Genomic DNA, 25,994 nt, shown 5'->3' on the forward strand with positions numbered 1-25,994 from the left:
GCCATTCCTTAAAAATGGCTATTTGGGCGCTAGTTGGTTTTAGTTTAAACTCGTAAATTAAAGTAAACATTTGCAAGAGCCCCTGCCATGTATCTAACACTCATTATACTACAGTATTGTTTGAGTGTTGTCAGGATAGATTAGACTCGCAACTAAAGTAGAGACGCGCCATGGCGCGTCTCTACGCTGAACGCAACGCTTAAGTTTCATCCCGTGGTTAAAACGCCGTCGTTTTCACCATCGCTATCTTGTAAATAGTTCTCAAACCTTTACATAAGACGAATGACGATAAGCAATGACGGATTGGGGGGTAACAATTCTTGAAGTACGCCTTAGTGCATGAGTGGCTGACTCCCAAAGCAACGGGTGGTTCTGAACTGGTGGTTCAAGAAATCCTCAAGTCCGTTGAGGCTGATTTGTATGCTTTGATTGATTTTGAATCAACCAATCCCCAAAGTTATTTGTTTGGACGCCGGATTGGCACGACCTTTCTACAGCATTTTCCAATGGCTAGCAAGGGAGTGCAGAAATATTTACCCCTGCTACCCTTAGCCATTGAACAGCTAGACTTGCGGGATTACGATGTGATCCTCTCCTCCTCCCATGCTGTTGCCAAAGGTGTTCTCACCCGTCCGCAACAGCTACACATCTGCTACTGCCATACACCCATGCGCTACGCTTGGGATTTGACCTTTGACTACCTCAACAGCAGTGCTATGGGACGAGGATTACCTGGGTCAATTACCCGGTATCTGCTGCATCGGTTGCGTCAATGGGATGTCATCTCAGCGAACCGGGTGGATTATTTTATTGCCAACTCCCGCCATACAGCACGACGGATCTGGCGCTGCTACAGGCGAGAGGCACAGGTGATTTATCCTCCAGTTCATATTGAACGGTTTCCTTTTTTGGCTCAAAAGTCGGATTTTTACTTGACAGTTTCTCGATTGGTTAGTTACAAGCAAGTGACGTTAATCGTGGAGGCGTTCAATCAACTGGGATATCCTTTGGTTGTTATTGGCTGTGGACCTCAATTGCAGGCGCTGCGCCATCTGGCTAAACCCAACGTACAAGTGCTTGGCTTTTGTCCCGATGGCGTGGTTGAGGAGTATATGGCACAGGCGAAAGCATTTGTTTATGCTGCCTGTGAAGATTTTGGCATTGCCCTAGTGGAAGCTCAAGCTTGTGGTACACCAATCATTGCCTATGGTGCTGGTGGCGCCTTGGAAACCGTTCGGGATATCCGGAAACATCCGGATAAGGGTACGGGTCTGTTTTTTCTAGACCAAAGTCCTAGGGCTTTGATGGAGGCGGTGGAAGCCTTTGAAGCACAAGCTACTGCTTTTAGTCCCGAACAGATACAATTAAACGCAGCTAAATTTGCGCCAACTGTTTTTAGCGATCGCTACTTGACGTTTCTGGATGGCTGCTATCGAGACCACCTGTCACGATGAAAGAGTCATAAATTCCAGTTTCCTGGTCGCTATTGCCTTAGCTAACCGCTTCTGGCTTTATGATCGTGACGTGTGGTGTGAAGTGAAGGAGTAAGATGACTGCCCAAAGCCAACTTATCTCCGTCAAGACGTTGCGAGCGTTCGTGAAGCGTGGTGTCCAGCCCCGCGCTCCACGCAGTAGACCCAAAGGTCTGTCTCGATATCGCTTAGACGGAATTTTTGCCAAGCGGCTGTTCGATGTCGTATTTTCCCTATCGGTTCTTACGTTGTTTTTTCCGATTTACCTGCTCTTAGCCATCCTAATCGCTATCAGTTCACCAGGACCTATTTTTTATGTTCAGGAGCGAATCGGTAAAGATTATAAACCGTTTAGCTGCATTAAATTCAGGACAATGGTGGAAAATGCGGATGAAATGTTGCTAGAAATGTTGACAGAATCAACTTCTATTCGTTGTGAGTTTGAAGCGAATTTCAAGCTAAAGCAAGACCCCAGAATAACCTTAATTGGCAAAGTCTTGCGATATACGAGCTTGGATGAGTTTCCGCAATTTTGGAACGTTTTGAAAGGAGATATGAGTGTAGTCGGACCTCGACCCTTAGTCCCGGAGGAACTGCATAAGTACGGGCGTCACATCGATAAAATTTTGACAATTAGACCAGGAATTACCGGACTATGGCAAGTTTCAGGGCGGAATGATATTCCCTATAAACGTCGAGTCCAAATCGATGTTTATTACGTCAATTACTGCAATTTTTGGCTGGACTTATGGTTGATTGTGAAAACAATTGGCGTAATAATTTCTCCAAAGAATAATGGAGCTTACTGACAAGTTAAGCTTAGGGGAGCATGGGAGGATTAATCTCAAATTAAACCTCTCGGCTCAAACTCGACAATGACCATTGCCCGAAGTACGCGGAATGAACCAACCGCCGGACGCAACGACGGCGGCAAAGTCAGACTCCCATGCTAGGCTAGACAGATAATACATTAAAGAGAAAGTCGATCAATGCCAGAAATTTTAAGGTAATGTAAGGAATAATTTCCTATATCCCAAAACCGGGTCGGGATATTAACACGTTTCTGGCAAGCACCTACTGCCACTGTTGCCCATACGCATCACAGGACGATTTAAGGATGACGCAACCCAAACAAGCGCTGATTACAGGTATAACCGGTCAAGACGGTTCTTACTTGAGTGAGTTATTACTGGAGAAAGGCTACGAAGTTCATGGAATTGTCCGGCGAACTTCCACATTTAACACCGATCGCATTGACCATATCTACGTTGATCCGCACAATCAGAATGCCCGATTATTTCTACACTACGGGGACTTGACTGATGGCGTCACCTTGCGCCGCATTCTAGAGGAAGTCAAGCCGACAGAAATTTATAATTTGGGCGCTCAATCCCATGTTCGTGTTAGTTTTGACTGTCCGGAATATACAGTTGATGCCGTGGGAATGGGAACGCTGCGCCTGTTGGAAGCCATTCGGGATTATCGCAATCGCACGGCTATTGATGTGCGCTTCTATCAGGCGGGTTCGTCGGAAATGTTTGGCAAAGTCCAGGAAGTTCCCCAAAAGGAAACTACCCCATTTTATCCCCGCAGTCCTTATGCTTGTGCCAAAGTGTATTCCCATTGGCAAACAGTGAATTATCGCGAATCCTATGGGATGTTTGCCTGCAATGGTATCTTGTTTAATCACGAATCGCCGCGTCGGGGAGAAACATTTGTCACCCGTAAGATTACTCGTGCGATCTCGCGAATTGTGACTGGACAGCAGAAAAAAATCTATCTAGGAAATCTAGATGCGAAGCGAGATTGGGGCTATGCAAAAGATTATGTTAAAGCCATGTGGCTGATGCTGCAACAAAAGGAACCCGACGATTACGTCGTCGCTACAGGTGAAACTCACTCGATTCGCGAATTTCTGGATATTGCCTTTAACTGTGTAAATTTAGATTGGCAAGACTATGTGGAGTTTGACCCCCGCTATCTGCGCCCAGCGGAAGTGGAGTTACTGATTGGTGATCCCGCAAAAGCAAAGCAAAAGCTGGGTTGGCAACCGTCTTTATCCTTTGAAGATTTAGTCGCATTAATGGTAGAAGCCGATTTGCGAACTTTCGGACAGTCATCGTCTAATGGTGAAGGGGCAAAACTGTTTGAAAAACATAAGGAAAATACTTACGAACATTCCCAAGCTCACGCACCTATTGATTGAGTAAAATTCAAAAGGTACGCATTCGTAAGGGCGGGCGCGAGTGATTTGCAGGAGACTGTAAACAATAACGTAACCCTAATATCCGCCCTTAAATTACCGTTTATTCAGTGTTTTCATGTATCCAATATTATCATGAACAACGACTCAAAAATTTACGTAGCAGGTCATCGCGGCTTGGTGGGTAGTGCCATTGTCAAATCCTTACGCGACAAGGGTTATACCAATCTTATCCTGAAAACGAGTCAAGAGTTGGACTTAAGACGACAGCAAGCCGTAGAGGATTTTTTTGCCGCTGAACGCCCAGATTACGTTTTTATCGCGGCGGCAAAAGTGGGAGGGATTAATGCCAACAACACCTACCGCGCTGAGTTTCTCTATGAGAACTTAATGATTGAATCTAATGTTATTCATAGCGCTTATTTGTGCGGTGTAAAAAAATTGCTGTTTCTCGGCTCATCTTGTATCTATCCCAAATTATGTCCCCAGCCGATGAAGGAAGAACACCTACTTACGGGGTACCTTGAACCGACGAATGAACCCTACGCGATCGCGAAAATTGCCGGACTGAAACTTTGCGAGAATTATTGTCGGCAGTATGGCGTGAATTTCATCTCCGCTATGCCCACAAATCTCTATGGTCCAAATGATAATTTCAATTTAGCCAATTCCCACGTTCTCCCCGCCCTGTTGCGAAAAACCCATGAAGCTAAAATTAACAAGGCTGAGGCTGTGGAAATTTGGGGAACGGGTTCGCCTCTGCGGGAGTTTTTATATGTCGATGATTTAGCTGATGCTTTAGTTTTTCTGATGGATCACTATAACGAAATCCAATTCGTGAATGTCGGTACAGGGGAAGAGGTTTCTATCAAAGAATTGGCGCTGTTAATTAAAGCAGTGATTGGTTACGAGGGTGAGTTAAAATTCGATTCCTCTAAACCCGATGGTACACCTCGTAAACTTTTGGATACCTCGAAAATTAATGCCGCTGGTTGGCAGCCTAAAATCTCCTTAAAGCAAGGTATAGAATTAACCTATCAATGGTTCAGGGAAAACTATGATAGAATTAAAGGAAAATAGTGGAGAAAGTTTCTATTACGGATAGCTTTTTGAAACCCCTGCTCCTTTAAAATTCAAATATAGAGATTATTTAGGATTAGGGTTATTGGTATCTTATGAAACTGGCGATTCGTGTGGTACTATTACTATTGCCCCTACTGGCTCTTGGCACAAGCGGCGATCGCGCTGACGCCACGCCTACTCAATGCAGCCAAATTCGTCAGGTACGCCGTCTCGCCATTCAGCAAGGCTTAGACGACGCAAACCTGGCGACTCTAGAAGCGCAATACTGTAATACCGCTCAACCTTCGGCGGTGGAAGTTATCCCACCCCCAACCGCTACCCAGGAATGTCTCGATCTGACGATTATGACGCGACTGGCGCGAATGTCTCAAGGAAATAGCAATCTGGTGCGATTAGTAGAGACTCAGCAACAATTCGCCTGTGGATTAGCGAATACCTGGGGAAGGGCAATTATTGAATATCCGAATGGACAACGGGCGAAAATCGGTGACAATTGGAATTATCCCAACGGACAAACGGCGAAATTCGGCGCGATTTGGAAGTATCCCAATGGACAAACGGCAAAAGTAGCCTCTCGCTGGTACTATCCCAACGGGGAAATAGCTAAATTTGGAAGACGTTGGAGTTACCCCACAGGACAATCGGCAAACTTTGAAAATCTGGTAACCTGGGCGTGCAGTGTCATCAGCCGGGATGAATGCGCCTCACGATTATTAGCATTGCGAAATACCAATGATTTTTGGAGTGAAATGGCAACCCTAGAGTTAGCTTGGCAGGCGATGATAAATGACAAATGACGAATGACAAAAAACAATTACGTCAGCGACTGCTGAAACAGCGACAAGCCATGACAAAGGATGACGGGCGAGAAAAGAGCGATCGCGTCTGTACTCAGCTTCAGTCTTCACCCCTATTGACTCAGGCAAAAACGATCCTGGCTTATTTTAGTTTTCGCCAAGAACCGGATCTGAATCCTCTGTTTACCGATACCCAATACTGTTGGGGATTGCCTCGATGTGTCGGTAAATCTCTCCTCTGGCATAGCTGGAAAAGCGGAGAAGCCCTAAAAGCGGGTGCTTATGGCATTTTTGAACCCGATGCAAATTCCCCCACCTTAGAGCCTAATGACGTGGATTTAATCTTAGTTCCTGCGGTAGCGTGCGATCGCCGAGGTTATCGTTTGGGATATGGTGGTGGATTCTATGATCGCTTGCTGAGTGCGGCGGAATGGACATCTAAGCCTACCATCGGAATTGTCTTTGATTTTGCTTTCTTGCCCCAACTCCCTATCGATGGGTGGGATCAACCTTTAAATGGGGTTTGTACGGAAACCGAGTTGATTATGATGGTTTAGAGGGCTAAAGCCCTGACGACAGAACGGGTTTGTACGGAAACAGGATTGATTATGATGGGAAGGGTTTAGAGGGCTAACGCCCTGACTACAGAAGCAGAAAATGCGATGAGTAAAAAGTCGGGAAAGCAGATTTGGCAAAGGTTTTGGACGTATATCCTCTTAAGTGCGATCGCGTTGGTGATGCTGTTTCCTCTCTTCTGGTTGATTAGCACATCTTTGAAGTCTTCCACAGAGAATATTTTTGGCTTTCCGCCTCAACTGTTCCCTACTCAGCCAACGATTGAGAATTATATTAAAATCTGGCAAGCCAATCCCTTTGCTCAATATCTCTGGAATAGTCTCATTGTTGCCATTCTCACCGTTAGTTTCAATCTCCTCTTTTGTTCCCTCGCCGCTTATCCCTTAGCCCGTCTTAATTTTCGGGGACGAGATATCATTTTCGCGATTATCGTTTCCACCATCATGATTCCCTTTCAAATCGTGATGATTCCCCTCTACATCTTGATGGTGCAGTTTGGCTTACGCAATAGTTATTTAGGCCTCATTTTCCCCAGTTTAGCCTCAGCCTTTGGCATTTTCTTATTACGCCAAGCTTTTCAAGGGGTTCCTAAAGAACTTGAAGAAGCGGCTAGGATGGATGGCTGTTCGGAGTTAGGATTGTGGTGGCATGTGATGATTCCAGCCGTTCGTCCGGCGTTAGTTACTTTGGCTATCTTTGTCTTTATTGGCTCATGGAGTGACTTTCTCTGGCCCCTAATCGTTCTTGACAGACCAGAATATTATACCTTACCTTTAGGTGTTGCTAAGTTAGCCGGAACCTTTTCTCTCGATTGGCGTTTAATTGCCGCAGGTTCAGTTATTTCTATTGCCCCAGTTTTGCTATTTTTTATCCTGATGCAGCGGTATATTGTACCTAATGATAGTGGGAGTGGTGTTAAAGGGTAGATTCCAATACTGTTCGATTAAGGGAAGCTGAAAAAGCTGGAAAAAACATTCAATGATCAGGAAAAACTGACTCCGGAAATTTGTGACCAACTCATAGAGTTAATTCATGCATGAACTTGGGCTAGTAGACCAGAAATAACCCGCTTAACGTCTGAAGAAGACAATATATTGCCTAGAGCCTTTTCATATTCTGCTTCGCCCGCATTTCTCACAAAGAGCGATCCCTAACCCCATACCCCTTCTGCCTTGGAGCCTTTTGCTATTGCATATAGAGGGGTTTTGGTGGAATGTCTCTACAAGCTGTACCAATCACCGATATGATAAGAACGTTAGTCTCTGGATACGACCCTAAGCATAGACCATAATGGATTTTGCCACTATTGCTGCCCAGCTTAATGCTGGGATCATTTTGCCAGAGGGAATCGTCGTGATTACCCTGTTACTGGTTTTAGGAATTGATCTGATTGCAGGTAAACGTTCTGCTAACATCCTGCCTTACGTCGCCATCGGCGGACTGCTAGTTTCCTTAGTTGCCCTATACTATCGATGGGATGTTGCCCAACCCCTGGCTTTTTTTGGCGGGTTTAATGGGGATGCCATGAGTATAGCCTTTCGCGGCATCATCGCTTTATCGACGACGGTAACCATTTTGTTATCGATTCGCTATGTTCAGCAGTCTGGCACCTCGTTAGCGGAGTTTATCGGTATTTTACTTACCGCTACCTTGGGGGCGATGTGCCTCAGTGGTGCGAATGAACTGGTTACGATCTTTATTTCCCTAGAAACGCTGAGTATCTCGTCGTACCTGTTGACGGGATACATGAAGCGTGATCCCCGCTCCAATGAAGCGGCGCTGAAATACCTACTGATTGGCGCGTCGAGTTCTGGGGTGTTTCTGTATGGCGTGTCCTTACTATACGGCTTATCTGGCGGCGAAACCACCTTAGATGCGATCGCGACAGGTATTGCTCGTTTAGAATCTACCCCATCCTTGGGTATTTTAATCGCCTTAGTCTTTGCGATCGCAGGAATTGCCTTTAAAATTTCTGCGGTTCCGTTTCACCAATGGACACCTGACGTATACGAGGGTTCCCCGACTCCGGTTGTCGCCTTCTTGTCTGTCGGTTCTAAAGCCGCAGGCTTCGCCCTCGCCATTCGTTTAATGGTAACTGCGTTTCCCCTGGTTAGCGAACAGTGGCACTTTGTCTTTACTGCCCTCGCTATTTTAAGTCTGGTGTTGGGAAATGTGGTAGCACTTACCCAAACCAGCATGAAACGCCTACTTGCCTATTCATCCATTGCCCAAGCCGGCTTTGTCATGATTGGTTTAATTGCGGGAACAGATGCAGGCTACGCCAGTATGATTTTCTATCTGCTGGTTTATTTGTTCATGAACCTAGGTGGTTTTGCTTGCGTGATTCTGTTTACCCTGCGAACCGGTACGGATCAAATCAGCGAATATGCGGGACTGTATCAGAAAGATCCCCTGCTGACATTAGGATTAAGTATTTGTTTACTGTCCTTAGGCGGAATTCCACCTTTAGCGGGATTCTTCGGTAAAATTTACCTGTTTTGGGCAGGTTGGCAAGCCGGATTGTATGGCTTAGTTTTGCTAGGTCTAATTACCACTGTAGTTTCCATTTACTACTACATCCGCGTCCTCAAAATGATGGTGGTTAAAGAACCCCAAGAAATGTCCGACGCCGTGAAAAATTATCCGGAAATCCGCTGGAATTTACCCGGAATGCGTCCATTACAAGTGGGTTTAGTTCTTTCTGTTGTTGTCACCTCTCTGGCGGGAATTTTGTCTAACCCCCTATTTACCCTCGCCAATAATTCAGTGACCAATACGTCCATGCTGCACTCTTCGGTGATCCAAGCTCAATCTCACACCCAACCGATTGCATCTTTGGATGTCAATTTACTGCGAGATTAATTAGATCCCCGACGTCTTCAAGGAGTCGGGGAACTCGTACAAGGCGGAAAAATAACTCATATAAACCCCTGCCAAACCCTCCTCTTGTTAAGGGGAGGGAGTAGATCAAAACTTAAATTAAAATGCCACATTAAAGTTATAGGAAAAGAATACCATGTCCAAAACGCAATATAAAACAGACTATTATCAATGGATTCAAGAAACGATCAACCAATTACGAGAACGTAATTTTAATCAGGTTGATTGGAATAATTTGATAGAAGAATTAGAAAGTATGGGTAAAAGTGAGAGACGAGCTGTATTAAGTCTTTTAACCCGTTTATTAGAACATCTGCTTAAATTATCGTATTGGGAAGCCGAGAAAGAGTATTCGGCAAATCATTGGGCTGCTGAAATTGTCAATTTTCGCGCTCAAATTCAACAGCGTTTAGAAGACAGTCCCAGCTTGAAACCTGAACTAGAAGCGATGTATGCCAAAGCATATCCTGTGGCGATTAAGTCGGTTTCTAAGCTGTTTTCACTGCCAAAGGATGCTCATATTTCCTTAGAACAAGCCCTGGATGAAGATTGGTTTGTTGTCGATGAAGCTGGCGATGTTGATTAATATCGTGTCCTGATGTATTCTCAATCAACGACTCTGCCGCGTTGACGCGATCGCCATGGAAATGGGGCATGAGCAGTTGGCGTTGATGGCGTGAACCGTTGACTGTGACTAAGGATTGGGAACCCAGTACGGGTTCTGTAAACTCGTTGGCGTCACCGGGAGTAGAAAGTTCTTGGCGATCACGACTCAGAATTACTTCCAGGTACTTATGATAAAATCACAACAGTATTCTTGGTACTGTCATGACGTTTACCAAAATCTCCTATGAAGTCCAACGAGAGCGGGTAGAGGTGTATCGTTTGCTGGAAAACCGTTACCAACTCATGTCGGCGAATGAGCGGGAACACTTTGCGATTGAAGAGTTGGGAGTAGAATTGGGAATTTGGCAAGGACGATATCAGAATATGGAGTTACCTTGGTTGCGCTGGTGGGATAGTCAGGGTAATTTATTGCTAACTGGGGAAGAACGAGCTGAACAGGAACGACAAGAGAAAGAACGAGAGCAACAGAGAGCTGATCGCGCCGAGTCAGAGTTACAGGCGTTGCGCGATCGCCTGAGAGCGATGAATATTGATCCCAATGTCAATAATGATGATTAAAAAGCCAAAATTAAAAAACAGCTTCCGTTGGGAAAAACTTGACCCAGACGGTATCTTTTTATTGTCGGAAGTCGGGACAGTATTCCTAAACGATTCTTTATATCAACGGTTAATCCCTGTGCTGGATGGTAAGAGAACTCAGGAGGAAATTGTTCGCCAACTCAGCAACGAATTCCCAGAGGCTTATCTCTTTTATGCGCTGATGGAGTTGGAGCAGCAGGGATTAATTATTGAAAATGAACCCCTGTTAGATCCGAATTTCACTTTATTGTGCGAGTCTTTGCTTGTCGATACCAAAGAAGCAGACAAGCGATTGCAATCAACTAAGGTTACCGTTAGAGCACCCTCTTCCAAATCCGGCAAAGATTTAATTGAAACCTTAGCGCGATCGCACATACAAGTTGGCGATGAGGGAGATATTGAAATTATCATAACCGACGACTATTTACGAGAGGAATTAGCCGCGATTAACCGAGCCAATCTGGAAAAATCTCGTCCTTGGATGTTAATTAAACCCGTCGGGACTCTGCTTTGGATCGGACCCATTTTTCAGCCAGGAAAAACCGGATGTTGGCACTGTTTGGCACAGCGATTAGGAAATAATCGACCCTCAGAAGGATTTATTCAGCGACGCAGAGATAACCTTTCACCTTTAACCCCTCCCCTTGTGGATTTGCCAATCACTCAACAAACGGCTCTGGCAATGGCAAGAAATGAGATTCTCAAATGGATTCTTCAAGGCGAAAATAAACGACTGGAAGGGGTGATTGTCACCTATAATACCCTATCTCTAGCCATACAAAATCACGTTATTGTCAAACGCCCCCAATGTCCCGATTGTGGCTACCTTAAACCCCCTGACTGTTCACGCCATCTGGATCTGGAAAAATCAACGTCAGACCTAACCCCCCAGCCCCCTTCCCAACCCCCCTCATTCCCTGCTTTCAAAGGGGGGCTAGGGGGGATGGAGAGAGGTTTGGAGAGAGGTTTTCCAGATCCCATGAAAAGTAAGCTTAAACCCCAACGCGATCGCCCGTTACCTGTAATTCTGGGTAGCCGCCAGAAACGGTTTACCCAGGATGGCGGACATCGTTACATTACCCCCGAAGAAACCTTAGAACGCTACCAACATCATATTAGTCCCCTATCGGGAGTCGTGCGTTCTTTAGAAAAGCTGCCTTATGATTTTAATGGTTTTGCTCATATCTATACCGCTAAGCATCACTGTGCCTCCATATTTGACGATTTAGAGAATTTGCAAAAAAATATTGGCGGGAGAAGTTCTGGCAAAGGAAGAACCGATACTCAAGCCAAAGCCAGCGGTTTGGGTGAAGCCATCGAGCGATATTCGAGTATTTTTCAAGGCGATGAAATCCGGATTAAGAGCAGTTACCAAAACCTCGGCGATGGAGCCATTCATCCGAATGCTTGTATGAACTTCAGTCAGGCTCAATATGACAATCGAAAGCGATGGAATGCTCAATGTACGGATCAGTTTCAGAAGGTTCCAGAACCCTTTGATGAAATTCGGGACATTGAGTGGACTCCAATTTGGTCCTTAACTCAGCAAGCATTTAAATATTTACCCACAGCTTATTGTTATTTTGGCTATCCCCAGCCAGCCAATCCCGACTGTTGGGCAACGACTAATGGCTGTGCGGCTGGGAATACGTTAGAAGAGGCAATTTTACATGGATTTTTGGAATTGGTGGAGCGAGATAGTGTGGCGTTGTGGTGGTACAATCGCCTGCAAAAACCAAGCGTAGATTTAGAGAGTTTTGACGATGCTTATTTTACCGCTATCACCAATTATTACCAATCCATCGGGCGGGAACTTTGGGTTATTGATATCACTAGCGATATAACTATTCCCACATTTGCCGCTATTTCTCGACGACGCGATCGCGAGGTTGAAGATATTATTTTGGGATTTGGTACTCATTTTGACCCCAAGCTAGCCATACAACGAGCGTTAACAGAAGTTTGTCAAATGCTTCCGGCGGTTTTGAATGCGAATCCCGATGGTACGACGCGCTATGCTATATCGGCGGAACCTCATGTATTGTACTGGTGGAAAACGGCAACATTAGCAAATCAACCTTATTTAATCCCCGATCGCGGCGTTGCTCCTAAGTGTAACGCTGATTATGCGATAATTTGGCATGAGGATTTTTTAGACGATATTAAATACTGTCAGAATCTGGTTCAGGAAAAGGGGATGGAAATGCTAGTTCTCGATCAAACCCGCCCCGATATCGGCTTAAATGTGGTTAAAGTAATCGTTCCCGGTTTGCGGCATTTCTGGAAGCGATTAGGTTCAGGACGATTGTATGATGTTCCCGTACAAATGGATTGGCTGGAACAACCGTTGACGGAGGCAGAATTAAACCCAATTCCTTTATGGATGTAACCCTATTGAGTCAGCGCCAGTCCTAATAAAATGACTCAATATGCCAATAATTTTGCTGATGGGGTTGAGAAAATATTCCTGGGAATCAACTTCAATTATTTTTTCGGTTAATCTCATAAATTTCCAGTTGGTGCCAGTGGTTACACCACCGTAAATGGTTGGGATTGAATTACTATGGTTTTGATTAAATAATTGGGCGGCAATCATTTCTGCCATACATTGGGCTAAACCGGATTGAATATTGTCATTTTTGGCTTCGACTAGGGTGATAACTGGGGATTTAATCAGGAGTTGGGATGGTGAATAACTGATGAGATAATCGCAATATCCCGTTAATCCTTTTTCCAGATCGACATTAAATTCCTTGCCAGAAAATAAGCTGATTTGAGAGTTGAATTGTTTTTTCAGTTCGATTAGAATAGGGGTGATGATCATCTCTGATCTAGCTTTTTCGGTAGCGATATCTAGGGCTAAGGGGATGTTATAGCTGAGTAATTTTTGGAGAAATTGGCTGTGTTCTTTTTGGGGAATGTCATTGAAAATACCGACCTTTTCTGTAATAGTTACATTAAAGTTAGGTTCGATATCATCTAGAGTAAATTGGCTGTAGGACATAGGATTCTCCTTGAAGAGGCAATCGGGCTTTGGTTATGAATAATGTAGCTCATTACTATCAGGGGAAGCAGGAGTTCAACTTACTAATTACATTACCATGCTAAACGATTATCGAATTATTGATGCAGACGCCCATATTTACGAGCCGGATTCCCTCTGGCAAACCTATCTCGAACCCGCGTTTCGGGATTTTGCCCCGACTCCGGATCTGAAGATTCAAGGGGTGTCGGTGATGAACAAGTATTCGGATAAACTGATTGATGAGGGCGCTAAACAAGTGGCGCGATCGCACCCTCTTTCTTTGGCGAAAGAATTTAACCCAGAGTCTCAAGTGCAAGCCATGTACCAAATGGGAGTGGATATGGCATTTATTTATCCGACGTACCTCTCGTGGATTAGCGGTGTTGATACGATGGCTCCTCAACAAGTCGGTGCTTATATCCGCGCTTATAATAATTGGTTGCGAGATTTTTGTAGCTATAATCCAGCCATCTTAAACGGCGTTGGGGTTGTGAATCTACATGATCCGGAAGAGATGGTTACCGAATTGCGACGGATTGCCAATTTTGGCTGGAAAGCTGTCTATTTGCGCCCCAATCCCGTTAAGGGCAGATTGCTCAATGATCCGGCTTATGAACCGTTTTGGACGGAATGCGAGAACCTGAATATTGCGGTTAGTCTCCACGAGACAACTCATAGCCGAGTACCCAGTGCAGGTGCAGATCGTTTCCACTCTCGTTTTGCCCTCCATGCTTGTTCTCACCCGATGGAACAAATGATGGCATTATTGACATTAATTGAAGGGGGAGTTTTGGAAAATCATCCGCAACTCCGGGTGGGATTTCTGGAGTCGGGTTGTGGTTGGTTACCGTACTGGTTGTGGCGACTGGATCGCGAGTACGAAGACTTGCGCTGGGAAGTGAAGGATACGGTAAAAATGAAGCCCTCGGAGTATTTTCATCGTCAGTGTTTTATTGCCGTGGAACCCTCAGAAACTTATATTCCCAAACTGTTAGAGGAACTAGGGGAAGATAATCTCATCTTTGGTTCCGACTATCCCCACATGGATCACCACCCCGATGTGGTTGCCGATATGGTGGCGCTGGAAGGACAATTATCCAAGGAAGTCCTAGAAAAAATTCTTTGGCATAATCCCCGTCGATTCTACGGTTTGGCGTGAAGGAGTTGGAGTCGCGATCGCGCAAAAGTTGCAGGTAAAGCGCTGGTGCGATCGTTCGGTGTAGTTGACTACTTTACTTAACTATTGATTTCTTAACAAAAAACAACTTGACAAATCAAACTTGATCTAGGCTAAATAGTGACAAAAGATTTATATTGTGCCTTCTATAGTTTTTTGACAAAGTTAAAATGGTTAAAATGAGTCTTCATCGACGCTTTATCAGTATTTTGTATGTGATTCTGACTTGTGTAGTGTGTGGTGGTTTGTTGCTGCTGAGTAGCGAAAATGCTCGGACTCAAACCGATAACTCACCCCGTGCTGAGTTAAGTGCAACGATTCCTGTCAATCCCAGCCTAGTCCATGATAATCGGGACATAAAGTTTGGGGATTTTGCTTGGCAGACATTTGTCGCTCTGAACTGGCCCGCAGATTGCCAGACTGGTTTACCTTTACAGGAGCAAATTGGTCAAGCTCATGATAAGGCTCGTGTCTGGGAGTTTTACCATTTTCCAGAGGATGTCTTTCAGTCTGATGGTGAAAAACCCGAACTTCAGCCGATTGTTCCTCCTCAATGTTTGGGTTTTAACGGTAATCAGTCTGTCGATCAAGACTTGCGGTTGACGGAATTTGCGTCGGAACCCACTATAGAGTCGGAGAAACTTAAGTCAACTGATCATTTGCATATCTTTTCACGAGGTCAAGAGCCTTTAATAGATCGCGCCGGAAACTACATTCTGAATGAAATTCGCATGAATCCTGTGGAGGTTAACCAAATTGTTGACAGTGGGTGGTATTCTGATAAGAATCTCCAGGGGTTTAACAATACAGATAATCTGTTTCAACTGGCATGCAGCGCTAAGGAACCCAATGGAACATTTCCGCAAACTCCCGATCATCTCAATGTCCCTTGCAAGGTGAATACCTGGATGGGAGCGATTGAAATTAAGGCATCGTGGATGGTTTTGCCCGATTCTAAGGTGTTGCCTGATGGCTCATCCGCCCCCGATAAATATTACACGACAAAGCGAACATTCAATGTCACAACCCCCGAAAATAAGACAGAAAAAACCACAGTACCTGTAGCTTTAGTCGGTTTTCATATCATGCAAAAAACTAGCCAACAAGGGTGGATTTGGGCGACTTTTGAGCATAACAATAACGCACCAGATAACGCAAGTCTGCCAGCGTCGAGAGATCAGAAACATTACAATTTGTATTCTTCTGAATGTACCGAAAACTGTCAAGTAAATACACCTTATGTTAAAAAACCATACCTTTGGCGTCAGGATTTTCCTCATGCAGTGACAACAACTGTTACTGGCGTTGAGGAACAAACACCATCTCAAATTACTCGGCTGGTTTCTATCCCTAAATTTGCTCAGTCACTTAACGAAAAATGGCAGAAAAAACTAGCCACTTCTGTTTGGCGAAATTATCAACTCATTGGCGTTCAGTGGCTGGAAAATCCCTACGATCCTTATAACCTGGCAGAGGTTGGTGGACGGGGTGTGACGCCCTTGCGTTTAGCAAATGTTACCTTAGAGCCTTATGTTCAAATCGATGAGAAGGGCAACTCTTGTATTACTTGTCATACATTAGCTAAACTCAGAGACAAGAAAACTTATGCCGATTTTAGCTTTTTACTGTTACCTAACCAAGACAACTTCAATCAATAATCTAGTAAATCGGCATAAAATGTTGTTTTAGTTTATAATTAAATGCATTAGATTCAGCTATGAATCATTATCAGTTGGTGTCTGACTGAATCCACAGACAAAAAAATCATTTCAAGGAGAATCGACAATGACTACATCTGAGCCTACACCTGGTGCCTGTTTGTTAGAGACTAAACTTCCCGATGGACTGCAAAAGGAGTTAACAAAAATTAAAGCGGGAGTAACGCAGTGGTCTCGATTAACCGCTTGGACGTGGTGTGATTATTTAGCTTTTGCTGATAGTCCGCAAGCAGAAGACGAAAAAAAACTTAAAGCGTTGCTTGTTAAGGCTCTCCAAAAGCAAGCTCAAGAATCGGATGCTTATCTCTCTTACGGTGACCCAAACTCAAAAACCAATGCAGAAACTTGGGCGAAAGCTCTTCTAAACCTATTAGTAGGAAAAACCAATGAAGTACCAGGAGGTGAAAATATCAACCTAACATTATCCGAAGTAATGAAAAAGATGACTGGACAGCCTCTTATAACATCAATACCGGAAAACGAAGAGTTTAGTAAAAGTTTTTATGTGAAAGTTATAACGAATGCATTTAGTGGTTACATCGAAGATGCACCGGATGAATGTAAAACGGACGGCAAGAAATATATTAATTTCATTGCTTACCCGCCCCGTCCTAAATTGGGTAAACTTACTGTAACGAAAGAACAATTAAAAGACTGGGCAAGTGACCCAGCTCCGAATCCTGGCGGAAACTACCTTCCCCCTTCTGTTTATATCCCGACTGCCTTCACGTAAAATACCATTGTCCAATATTTTGAAGAGAGACTAGAAGATCAAATATCTTGAAATATTGACAAACTGATCGAACATTATGGAATGCTTGATCAGTTTTTTAATTTATGAGGACTAAATTCAACCCGTCTTAAAATAGTTGAAAACTGGGAAAAGTCTATATTGACGCTCTACAATGGAGCATAAACAGACAAAACAGTGGGGAGCAAAATGGATACAATTACGGATTATAAAATCATTGCTAAACTTTACGAGAGTGATAAATCGTTAGTTTATCGTGCTTTACCTCATACTGGCGAGCGTACCGTTATCCTTAAAATTCTCAAAAAAGATTATCCCAACCCCTCCGAACTGACGCGATATAAACAAGAATATGAGATTACTCGCTCTCTCAATATTAAAGGCGCGATCGCTGCTTATAAATTATTACCTTATGAAAATACTCTAGCCATCGTGTTGGAAGACGTTGGCGGTCAATCTTTAGATACTTGGCTCAAGTCTCAGTGTTTTACACTTTTAGAGTTCCTGCAAATCGCGATACAACTTGCTGAAGCATTGGCTGGAATTCATGGAGCGCATATTATTCACAAAGACATTAATCCCTCTAACATTATTTTTAATCCCGAAACCGGACAAGTAAAAATTATTGATTTTGGAATTTCTAGCATTTTTACCAAGGAAACCCCTACTTTAAAAAATCCTGATGTTTTGGAAGGAACATTAGCATATATGTCCCCAGAACAAACGGGAAGAATGAACCGAACGCTCGATTACAGAACGGATTTTTATTCCTTGGGAGCAACGTTTTACACTCTCCTAACCGGACGGTTACTTTTTGAAAGCCGCGATGCTCTAGAGTTAGTACACAGCCATATTGCCCGCGCACCCATCCCTCCCTATGAAATTAACCCCTCAATTCCCACAATTATCTCTCGCATCGTGATGAAATTATTGGCAAAAACTGCCGAGGAACGTTATCAGACAGGGTTGGGATTGAAAGCCGATTTAGAAGAATGTTACAATCAGTTACAACAAACCGGACAAATTGCCGAATTTCCCCTGGCTTGTCGCGATTTTGCCGAACAATTGCAAGTTCCGCAAAAACTCTACGGACGAAAATTAGAAATTGAACAATTACTAGAAACTTTTAAGCGAGTCACCGAAGAAAATAACTCGTCAAATACAACAGAATCCACCTCTAAACAACGAGCAGAAATGATGTTAGTGGGGGGATTTTCTGGGATCGGTAAAACGGCATTTATCCAAGAACTCTATCGACCGATTTCCCAGAAACGCGGTTATTTTATTGCTGGTAAATTCGATCAATTTCAGCGAAATATTCCTTACTCCGCCATTGTTGCTGCCCTTCAGTCTCTCGTGCGTCAATTGTTAATCGAAAGCCAAGCAGAATTAAATGGATGGCGCGATAAGTTAAATGATGCTTTGGGAATTAACGGTCAAGTTATCGTGGATGTTATCCCCGAAATCGAGGTAATTATTGGTAAGCAACCTCCCGTTCAACCCTTAGAAGCAACACAAGCTCAAAATCGGTTTAATCGCGTTTTTCAGCACTTTATTCGCGTTTTTTGCCAGAAAGATCATCCTCTGGTTATCTTTCTAGACGATCTGCAATGGGCAGATTTTGGTACGCTGAAGTTAATTGAATTAATGATGAGCGATCGCAACACGGAGTATTTTCTTTTACTCGGTGCCTATCGGGATAATGAAGTTGATGTCAATCATCCGACAATTGCCACAATTGAACGCTTGAAAGAGCAAGGGGCAATCGTTAATCAAATTCTTTTAACGCCCCTCAGTATTGAGAATATTACGCAACTCTTAATTGATACCCTGCAGCGCGATCGCGATGCCGTTAACTCTCTGGCAGAATTAATTTTACAAAAAACTTCAGGTAATCCCTTCTTTATCAATGAATTTCTGAAAACGATTAATCAGGAAAATCTCTTCACGTTCAATCGCGATCGCCAGTTCTGGGAATGGGAAATGGCACAAATTGCCGCGTTAGACATTACGGATAATGTGGTGGATTTAATGTTGGGTAAGTTACGAAAAATGTCCGATACAACCCAAACTGTTTTGCCTCTAGCTGCTTGTATTGGTAATCGTTTCGATCTGAATACGCTCTCAATTATTTACCAACAATCTGATTCAGAAACCTTTCAAAAACTTTTGCCAGCGATTCAACAAGGTTTAATTCAGTCTCTCTCCGAGTTGGAAGTAACCTCAGAAGTTCTATTAGAATCTACGTTAATTGTACGAGATTATAAGTTTCGTCATGATCGCATTCAACAAGCTGCTTATGCCCTGATTGAACCCGATCGGCTAAAATCTGTCCATCTTCAGATCGGTCGCTTATTACTGGCTAGTTTTAGTGAGCAAGAGATGGCAGAAAAAATATTTACTATCGTCGATCATCTGAATAAAGGAATTGAATTAATCGACGATAGAACCGAAAAAGTAAACCTATTAGAACTGAATCTATATGCTGGAAAAAAAGCAAAAGAATCGATTGCCTATGCCGCATCAAAAAATTATTTACGTCTAGCAGCAGATGAATTTCCAGGAGACATTTGGCAAGAAAATTACGAAATGGCACTCGATCTTTATAAAGAGCTGGCAGAAATTGAGTATCTTAATGGTGATTTTGATCAATCCCAATCTCTCATTTCTATAGCGCTGGAACGATCAAAATCGATACTTGACCGTACAGAGTTTTACTTACTCCAAATTGTCGAATATAGTTTATTGAGCAAATGGGTTGAGGCGATTGAATCAGGTCGCATTGCCTTGGCATCTCTGGGCATAAATCTTCCTTGTCAAGATCTTTCCGTAGCTTTCCAATCCGAACTGAGAGAGTACAGAAAAAATTTAGGAGATCGAAAAATAAGCTCCTTATATGATAGCCCAGAAATGGTAATCCCAGAAAAAAAAGCGGCTGTAAAAATTCTAACTAAACTGCATCCTGCCACTTTTGCTACCAATCCATTATTAAGTAATATTATTGCCGTTAAATTAGTCGATATTAATTTTAAATACGGTCACTTTGAAAAATCTTCAACAAGCTACAGTTTTTTTTCAATGATGGCAGCTCATGTTTTTAAAGAATATAATTTGGCTTATGACTATAGTTTTCTTGGAGTAAAACTGGCTGAAAAATATTCGGATTGGTATACTAAAAGTTTTGCTAATCTCCTTCATTCAGGCATGGCAGTGCATTGGTTAAAACCAATTGAACAATCGGAGCAATATAATACAGTCGGAATTAATGCTGGATTGCAAGGGGGCGATTTACAAATAGTTGGCTATCATCTTATCTATAGGATTTATAATTGGATATATCAAGGTAAAGATTTAAATTTTCTCCTCAAAGAAGTGTCTCGCTGCTTATTATTTGCCAGTGAAAACAAGAACCAGTGGTCAATAGATTGTGGCGTTGCTGCTAAAGCTATTCTTGAAAACTTAATGGGTCTTACTTCTGATAAATTCTGTTTTGAGGGAGAAGAATTTAATGAAATCGCCGCACTCGAAGAATGGAAAGAAAAGACAGTTTCCGCCGTTTGTTTTTATTATATATTCAAATCTCAGGCTCTATATCTATACGAGCGCCCAATGAGTTTGAACGATCTGGAATACGCAGAAACGTTATTTGATTATATTCCAGCGATGAGTTCAATTGCCAAACATAATTTTTATTATTCCTTAACTCTCATCGCTCACTATCCCGAAGCATCGCCATCAGAACAAAAACAATACTGGCATAAAATCGAAGCCAATCAAAAACAGATGAAACTATGGGCAGATAACTGCGAGGCAAACTTCCTGCATAAATATCTCCTCGTCGCCGCAGAAATGGCTCGTATTTCTAGTCAATGGCAAGACGCAATGCAACTCTACGATCGCGCCATTGCATCCGCCAAAGAACACGAATTCATTCAGAATGAAGCATTAAGCAATGAACTCGCTGGAAAATTCTGGCTGGCACAAGGAAAAGAAGACTTTGCTAAACTCTATATGAGAAGAGCCAGACAATGCTATCAAATTTGGGGGGCAAAACGCAAAGTCGAACAGTTAGAAGAAAAGTATCCCCAATGGTTTACTTTCCAATCTTCAGAATCCGACGATATCACGACAACCTCTGGGCGCTATGCCAAATCCCTAGACATTGAAACCGTGATTAAAGCATCAGAAACTCTATCCCAAAAAATTGTCTTAAAAAACTTACTCGCCAACTTGATGAAACTTGCCATTGCCAGTGCTGGAGCGCAAAAATGTTTCTTAATTCTAGAAAAAGAAGGCAATTGGTTTATTGAAGCAGAAAGATGGGTGAATGAGAGCGAGACAAGGTTATTACAATCCATTCCGATCGAAACCGAAAAAGAACAAGCCAATTCCTTACTTTCTTCAGCCATCGTCAATTATGTCGCTCGCCTGAAAGAAAACGTTATCTTAGACGATGCTTGTCGTAAAGGAGACTTTACCAACGATCCCTATATCCTCGCCACCCAAGCCAAATCTATCCTCTGTATTCCCCTGATCAACCAAGGGCAATTAAGCGGTATTCTTTACCTAGAAAATAACCTTGCCATCAACGCCTTTACCCGCGATCGCGTGGCTCTTTTGCGAACCCTCTCCACCCAAGCTGCCATCTCCATCGAAAATGCCCGACTTTATACCAATATGGCAGCGTTAAACCGGGCTTACGAGCGCTTTGTTCCTTCGCAGTTTCTCAGCTTTTTAGAGAAAAAGAGTATTCTTGATGTGAAACTGGGGGATCAAGTCGAAGGGGAAATGACAGTTTTATTCTCCGATATTCGTGATTTTACCACCATCTCTGAGCAGATGACCCCTGCTGAAAACTTTGCGTTTATTAATGATTATCTCGGTTATATGGAGCCGCCAATTAAAGCTCATGGCGGGTTTATCGATAAATATATTGGTGACGCTATCATGGCACTGTTTCCCAATTCCGCCGATGATGCCATTCGAGGGGCAATCGCCATGCTGCAAGCGTTGACAAACTACAATTCTTCTCGCCACGACAGAAATCTCACACCCCTTCGTATTGGTATCGGCTTGCATACGGGATCGTTAATGATAGGAACAGTGGGAGGGATGGATCGGATGGATGGAACAGTGATTGGGGATTCAGTCAATCTTGCCTCGCGGGTGGAAGGATTAACCAAAATCTATCGCGTTTCGCTATTAATCACCGATAAAACTTGGGCAGGTTTAAATAATCCTTTAGACTACGACTTTCGATTTATCGGAAAAGTCCAAGTCAAAGGCAAAACTCAAGCCGTTGGCTTGTTTGAAGTCTTTTGTGCCGATCCGCCAGAATTGCGGCAAGCCAAAATTGCCACAAAAGAAACGTTTGAACGAGCGGTTCTGTTGTATCATCAGCGTTCTTTGCCAGAAGCCGCACGCTTATTTCAAGAATGCGTAGACTATCATGGAGACGATCTGGCTGCTCGCTATTATTTAGCCCTATGTAGGGTGGGCAAGAGTGATAAACCTTGAAACATTTATATTATCCTTGGTTGCTCTTGCCCACCCTACTGCTCCCTTATAGACATCAGCGGTTATTATTCAGGATAGCAACGAGATGGCTAAATAAGTCATTGAGATCAGCAGGTAACCGATAAATATTGAGATCTTGCTGAACTTTTTTTTGCTCACGATGCAGTACTCCAAATTGCCATACATCTCCGGTTGATACAGCACCATAGAGCAATGGTTCGTTTGAAGTTGTCCATTGGTCAAGGGCGATGAGTTCAACAGCAAGTTGAGTAAAACCTCTAGCAAGGTCAGCATTTTTGGCTTCAATGACTAGAAGATTATACTGGGTATGGAGGTAGTAGTCGAGAGCGCCTTTGAGTTGCTCAGAGACGTTGATCGAATACTCGATTCTAAGTTGAGCGTGGGTGTAGTCGATGAGCGCTAAAACAACAGGGGCAATCAGGATTTCTCGACGAGCGGCTTCACTGGTAAGGCTAACATAGGGTAAGCGGCGTTGAATGCTATTCTTAAGTTCAGTTAATTGGTCGAAGTTCGTCTTAGATAGGGGTAAGTCAAGACTGATGCGTTGGAGAGAAAAGCCAAATTCAGCTAAAATGTCATCTGGCTCATAGGTCATCTCGAAATAATTACTGAAGGTGTAAGACTTTCCGGGTTCAAGGATAGGAGATTTAGACATGATAAACTTACCCTAGAAATTGTAATTCACACTAAAATAAAACCCCTCATCTTGAGCATTTGCCCCGCGATCCTCTAAATCAACCAAGGGCAAACCATAATCCAGCCGCAGGTTTAAATTAGGCAAAGGTTCCCACAATATACCTAACCCTAACCCAGCAATAAATGTCTGGTCTAATAATTCATTCGGATTCGTCCCTCGATTCCAAACATAACCGACATCAAAAAATGGTGCTAAGACAAATGTGGCAATACCCGATTCATCCCGTTCTAACGTAATCCGATCTTCTACAGAAACGCGAAATCCATTGTCTCCCGCCCGCACATTTTGCCGATATCCTCGTACCGATTGACCGCCACCAATGACAAATTGTTGAGCAGGTAATAAACTATCAAAGGCTAACTGGAGATCCGCTTGAATAATTAAAAAGTTATCCGGATTCAGAATTTGCACCCGCTGGATTTGAGCCAACCAACTAACAAACTGACCATCGGGATTATTTTCATCAACATCGGAATTTTCTGTGGCATCAAATAAGCCAGTGCCAAAACTAAATAGGGAACGAAATGCCCACGCTCCAGAGGTTTGACGTAGGGTGTATTCTTGTCCAAACTTCAACACACTGGTGCGACTAACACCATCTTCATCGGGTCCCACACCAAACGGTGTTGGTCCAGCAAAGGTAAAGGTTTGACCATCCTGATGAGTAAACCCTAGGGATAATGCAAACTCTCGACGCGGTGTGCGGATTAAGGGTTGGCGATAGTTAATTTCATAGAGATCGGATTCTCCTTGAATATCGAATACCTGCAAATCTTCTTGAATCACTTCATTTTCATTAAACGATGTACGCAGCTGCACCGTACCATTCATCGCATTGATTGGCGCCCGATAATTAAAATCCCAGGTATGGGCACCACCCGCCGTTGTGCGGTTGTATTGTGCGGCAATTTCATCCCCAATTCCGGTTAGATTGAGATAGCGGGCATTCGCAGTTAAGCGTTCAGAACCTACACTGGGAGGGGAATAGTTATCAATACCGACACTTCCTTCAAAGGGATCGGCTTCAGTAACCCGCACCACAAGAATACTTTGTCCCAATCCGGTTCCCGCCCTCAACGAGGCTTCCACATTTTCAAATAAGGGATTAACTCGTAACAAGCGCAATTGATCTTCTAACTCGCCTGTATTCAGGGGTGTATCCGCCCCCAATCGGACGCGCGATCGCACGTAACTCGGATTCAGCCGTCGTGTTCCTTCCACCTGAATCTCTTCCAGACTCCCTTCAATCACCCGAATTTCTACCACATCTGTGTCCAGGGTTTCTTCCACCAGAACCGCCCTAGAGGTAATGTAGCCTCGTTCCAGATACAGTTGAGAAATCCCATCCGCCACACTTCTGAGTTCTTCCAACGTGACAGTACGTCCTTCAACCGGTTCAATAATCGGGTTAAGTTCAGCCTCCCCAAAAATTGTACTCCCGGTGACATTAATCTCTTGAACTGAAATCTGATTCTCTTCAGGCGGGGTGTCACCATTCTGTTTAGTGTTCGCCGAAATCAAACGAATTCCATGGCTACTCTCAACGATTGGCGACTGATTCCGGTTCTGGGAGGATAAAGGTTGCCAAACTACGTTACTACTGGGAGTGGATTTAGGTTTCTCTACCGTAACCGATGAGTGTTGGGGGCGTTGCTGATGATTCACGGTTTCGGGTTGAGTCGATTGCAACGGTTCAGATTGTCCGATTAGAGGCTGAATTGGGAAAACGCGCAGATTCACCCCTTGCCGATTTTCCGGTTGGAGACGCGCCGGGTGAATCTGAGACGGTGCTAAACTCGCCGCCTGTCGATTTTCTGGTTTTAAGTGAGTGGGATGAATTTGAGTCCCCGATACAGCGGGGTCATCTGTCCTTGATTCAGATTGACGTGAAAAGTTACTCTCTAAATTACTTCTATCCAGAACCTGTATTCTCGTTTCCTCTACATCCCCAGGTTTTGACTCTACCTCTGGGGAATCAGGAGTGAGAAAATTTTCAACAGCAAGAATAGACACTTGCCGGTTGTCCCGATTACTTGGGATAGGCTTAATCACAAGTCTTTGGGAATGGCTATGATCATTTACATCTACCATCCCACCCTGAAAATGAGCCAACTGGTGACGGAACAAAGAAATATTGGCGGTGGGAAAGACAGTGGGATCATCCTGGGTAAGATTGAGGCTATCCCCCGGTAAAACAATGGGATCAAACAGAATCGCCTCTAGCCTATCTGCATGTAAAACAATATTTGAGTCTTCTAAACCTGAAGATCTGTGTACGCCAGGATCATGAAGGGTTACGATCGACAAACGGGCAGGTTTGGGCGCTTGGGGTTTGACAGCTTGAGGTTTGAGATTCGGGGGATTGAGGGATGTTGATGTAGAGATTGTGGGTTTAATTTTCAAGGACTGAGGCTTAATCACCACAGATGTAGTCGGTTTAACCCGTGAAGCAGGAGACTTGACAGGTTTACCCTGCACAGTACCCACCTTTGACGTTTCTTGACCACGGACTGGGCGAGCCATTACCTCCTTTGAGGTTGAGTCAGTGACCTTCGAGGGTGTTTCACCAAAAGCCATAGTTGCGCTACCAATTCCGGTCAGAACTGAAAGCAAACCTACAAAAACATTAAGCTGCAAATACCACTTCATCAAGGGAAAAACTCGACTTTAAACGAGCAAGTACTGCGTGAACAATCAACCTATTTTCAGAGTCTCCTCCCAACCCCTTACTGTTATCTCAACTAAGATGTCCTTTGTGCAAGCGACTCCATCGGGATCTTACTCAGATCTGATGTTGGGAAACAATCAAACCTGTGTCCCAAGTTGAGACTGATGCGGGAGACCACTATTCTGAACATTAATTCTTGCTAG

17 protein-coding genes and 1 pseudogene are annotated in these 25,994 nt (G+C 43.7%); 15 read left to right on the forward strand and 3 right to left on the reverse strand.

From position 1 onward, the window contains the following. The first annotated feature begins 320 nt into the window (after window positions 1-320). The 11 genes and pseudogenes from ACLGGO_RS10135 (at window position 321) to ACLGGO_RS10185 (ending at window position 12,606) form a co-directional block, all read left to right on the forward strand. Window positions 321-1,454 (forward strand): glycosyltransferase, encoded by a 1,134-nt coding sequence (locus ACLGGO_RS10135; protein ID WP_446419218.1) that lies wholly within the window; start codon window positions 321-323, stop codon window positions 1,452-1,454. 95 nt (window positions 1,455-1,549) lie between these two features. Beyond that, entirely contained in the window at window positions 1,550-2,281 is a 732-nt protein-coding gene (locus ACLGGO_RS10140; RefSeq protein ID WP_446338426.1) for a sugar transferase, read from the forward strand. 308 nt (window positions 2,282-2,589) lie between these two features. Beyond that, the gene (gmd, locus tag ACLGGO_RS10145) at window positions 2,590-3,678 is read left to right on the forward strand and encodes a GDP-mannose 4,6-dehydratase (RefSeq protein WP_446338425.1); all 1,089 of its coding nucleotides are present in this window, start codon (window positions 2,590-2,592) and stop codon (window positions 3,676-3,678) included. A gap of 132 nt (window positions 3,679-3,810) precedes the next feature. Beyond that, on the forward strand, window positions 3,811-4,755 hold the full coding sequence (gene fcl, locus ACLGGO_RS10150; RefSeq protein WP_446419219.1) for a GDP-L-fucose synthase: 945 nt from the start codon (window positions 3,811-3,813) through the stop codon (window positions 4,753-4,755). A gap of 95 nt (window positions 4,756-4,850) precedes the next feature. Beyond that, window positions 4,851-5,555 (forward strand): hypothetical protein, encoded by a 705-nt coding sequence (locus ACLGGO_RS10155; protein ID WP_446419220.1) that lies wholly within the window; start codon window positions 4,851-4,853, stop codon window positions 5,553-5,555. Beyond that, entirely contained in the window at window positions 5,552-6,112 is a 561-nt protein-coding gene (locus ACLGGO_RS10160) for a 5-formyltetrahydrofolate cyclo-ligase (protein ID WP_446419221.1), read from the forward strand. The genes ACLGGO_RS10155 and ACLGGO_RS10160 overlap by 4 nt, the downstream gene beginning before the upstream one ends. Before the next feature lie 105 nt (window positions 6,113-6,217). Beyond that, the gene (locus ACLGGO_RS10165) at window positions 6,218-7,057 is read left to right on the forward strand and encodes a carbohydrate ABC transporter permease (protein WP_446419222.1); all 840 of its coding nucleotides are present in this window, start codon (window positions 6,218-6,220) and stop codon (window positions 7,055-7,057) included. 364 nt (window positions 7,058-7,421) lie between these two features. Next, entirely contained in the window at window positions 7,422-8,993 is a 1,572-nt protein-coding gene (locus ACLGGO_RS10170) for an NAD(P)H-quinone oxidoreductase subunit N (protein WP_446419223.1), read from the forward strand. Window positions 8,994-9,147: 154 nt separating this feature from the next. Continuing rightward, window positions 9,148-9,597 carry a DUF29 domain-containing protein gene (locus tag ACLGGO_RS10175; protein WP_446419224.1) on the forward strand — a complete coding sequence of 150 codons (450 nt, stop codon included), beginning with the start codon at window positions 9,148-9,150 and terminating at the stop codon, window positions 9,595-9,597. A 263-nt stretch (window positions 9,598-9,860) separates the two neighbouring features. After that, window positions 9,861-10,196 (forward strand): annotated as a pseudogene (locus ACLGGO_RS10180) (Uma2 family endonuclease); the annotation flags it as partial. Further along, window positions 10,177-12,606, forward strand: a complete 2,430-nt coding sequence (locus tag ACLGGO_RS10185; protein ID WP_446419225.1) for a TOMM precursor leader peptide-binding protein — start codon at window positions 10,177-10,179, stop codon at window positions 12,604-12,606. The pseudogene ACLGGO_RS10180 and the gene ACLGGO_RS10185, both read left to right, overlap by 20 nt. Here the strand turns inward: ACLGGO_RS10185 and ACLGGO_RS10190 are convergent. Next, window positions 12,595-13,221: a hypothetical protein gene (locus tag ACLGGO_RS10190; protein ID WP_446419226.1), complete on the reverse strand. Its 627-nt coding sequence runs from the start codon at window positions 13,219-13,221 to the stop codon at window positions 12,595-12,597. The genes ACLGGO_RS10185 and ACLGGO_RS10190 overlap by 12 nt on opposite strands. A gap of 97 nt (window positions 13,222-13,318) precedes the next feature. On the opposite strand from ACLGGO_RS10190, the gene ACLGGO_RS10195 reads away from it, so the two are divergent. The 4 genes from ACLGGO_RS10195 to ACLGGO_RS10210 all read left to right on the forward strand — a co-directional run bounded on the left by ACLGGO_RS10195 (window position 13,319) and on the right by ACLGGO_RS10210 (window position 22,405). After that, a complete protein-coding gene (locus ACLGGO_RS10195; protein WP_446419227.1) occupies window positions 13,319-14,401 on the forward strand; it encodes an amidohydrolase family protein in 1,083 nt (360 codons plus the stop codon). A gap of 188 nt (window positions 14,402-14,589) precedes the next feature. After that, window positions 14,590-16,077 carry a hypothetical protein gene (locus ACLGGO_RS10200; protein ID WP_446419228.1) on the forward strand — a complete coding sequence of 496 codons (1,488 nt, stop codon included), beginning with the start codon at window positions 14,590-14,592 and terminating at the stop codon, window positions 16,075-16,077. 127 nt (window positions 16,078-16,204) lie between these two features. Beyond that, window positions 16,205-16,870, forward strand: coding sequence for a hypothetical protein (locus ACLGGO_RS10205; protein WP_446419229.1), 666 nt, complete (start codon window positions 16,205-16,207; stop codon window positions 16,868-16,870). A 207-nt stretch (window positions 16,871-17,077) separates the two neighbouring features. Beyond that, on the forward strand, window positions 17,078-22,405 hold the full coding sequence (locus ACLGGO_RS10210) for a protein kinase domain-containing protein (protein ID WP_446419230.1): 5,328 nt from the start codon (window positions 17,078-17,080) through the stop codon (window positions 22,403-22,405). Window positions 22,406-22,460: 55 nt separating this feature from the next. Here ACLGGO_RS10210 and ACLGGO_RS10215 read toward each other — a convergent pair whose 3' ends face one another. Both ACLGGO_RS10215 and ACLGGO_RS10220 read right to left on the reverse strand, forming a co-directional pair. Beyond that, entirely contained in the window at window positions 22,461-23,081 is a 621-nt protein-coding gene (locus tag ACLGGO_RS10215) for a hypothetical protein (RefSeq protein ID WP_446419231.1), read from the reverse strand. 12 nt (window positions 23,082-23,093) lie between these two features. After that, entirely contained in the window at window positions 23,094-25,646 is a 2,553-nt protein-coding gene (locus tag ACLGGO_RS10220; RefSeq protein WP_446419232.1) for a ShlB/FhaC/HecB family hemolysin secretion/activation protein, read from the reverse strand. Window positions 25,647-25,994: the final 348 nt, after the last annotated feature.

Source organism: Coleofasciculus sp. (assembly GCF_046565525.1).
GTDB lineage: Bacteria > Cyanobacteriota > Cyanobacteriia > Cyanobacteriales > Coleofasciculaceae > Coleofasciculus.

What these genes read in the sequence shown, in the direction of transcription:
- ACLGGO_RS10165 (WP_446419222.1), top strand. Translation starts at nt 6,218, where the DNA reads ATGAGTAAAAAGTCGGGAAAGCAGATTTGGCAAAGGTTTTGGACGTAT.
- ACLGGO_RS10220 (WP_446419232.1), bottom strand. Translation starts at nt 25,646, where the DNA reads ATGGCTCGCCCAGTCCGTGGTCAAGAAACGTCAAAGGTGGGTACTGTG.
- ACLGGO_RS10160 (WP_446419221.1), top strand. Translation starts at nt 5,552, where the DNA reads ATGACGAATGACAAAAAACAATTACGTCAGCGACTGCTGAAACAGCGA.
- fcl (WP_446419219.1), top strand. Translation starts at nt 3,811, where the DNA reads ATGAACAACGACTCAAAAATTTACGTAGCAGGTCATCGCGGCTTGGTG.
- ACLGGO_RS10170 (WP_446419223.1), top strand. Translation starts at nt 7,422, where the DNA reads ATGGATTTTGCCACTATTGCTGCCCAGCTTAATGCTGGGATCATTTTG.
- gmd (WP_446338425.1), top strand. Translation starts at nt 2,590, where the DNA reads ATGACGCAACCCAAACAAGCGCTGATTACAGGTATAACCGGTCAAGAC.
- ACLGGO_RS10200 (WP_446419228.1), top strand. Translation starts at nt 14,590, where the DNA reads ATGGTTAAAATGAGTCTTCATCGACGCTTTATCAGTATTTTGTATGTG.
- ACLGGO_RS10140 (WP_446338426.1), top strand. Translation starts at nt 1,550, where the DNA reads ATGACTGCCCAAAGCCAACTTATCTCCGTCAAGACGTTGCGAGCGTTC.
- ACLGGO_RS10215 (WP_446419231.1), bottom strand. Translation starts at nt 23,081, where the DNA reads ATGTCTAAATCTCCTATCCTTGAACCCGGAAAGTCTTACACCTTCAGT.
- ACLGGO_RS10210 (WP_446419230.1), top strand. Translation starts at nt 17,078, where the DNA reads ATGGATACAATTACGGATTATAAAATCATTGCTAAACTTTACGAGAGT.
- ACLGGO_RS10185 (WP_446419225.1), top strand. Translation starts at nt 10,177, where the DNA reads ATGTCAATAATGATGATTAAAAAGCCAAAATTAAAAAACAGCTTCCGT.
- ACLGGO_RS10190 (WP_446419226.1), bottom strand. Translation starts at nt 13,221, where the DNA reads ATGTCCTACAGCCAATTTACTCTAGATGATATCGAACCTAACTTTAAT.
- ACLGGO_RS10155 (WP_446419220.1), top strand. Translation starts at nt 4,851, where the DNA reads ATGAAACTGGCGATTCGTGTGGTACTATTACTATTGCCCCTACTGGCT.
- ACLGGO_RS10195 (WP_446419227.1), top strand. Translation starts at nt 13,319, where the DNA reads ATGCTAAACGATTATCGAATTATTGATGCAGACGCCCATATTTACGAG.
- ACLGGO_RS10175 (WP_446419224.1), top strand. Translation starts at nt 9,148, where the DNA reads ATGTCCAAAACGCAATATAAAACAGACTATTATCAATGGATTCAAGAA.
- ACLGGO_RS10205 (WP_446419229.1), top strand. Translation starts at nt 16,205, where the DNA reads ATGACTACATCTGAGCCTACACCTGGTGCCTGTTTGTTAGAGACTAAA.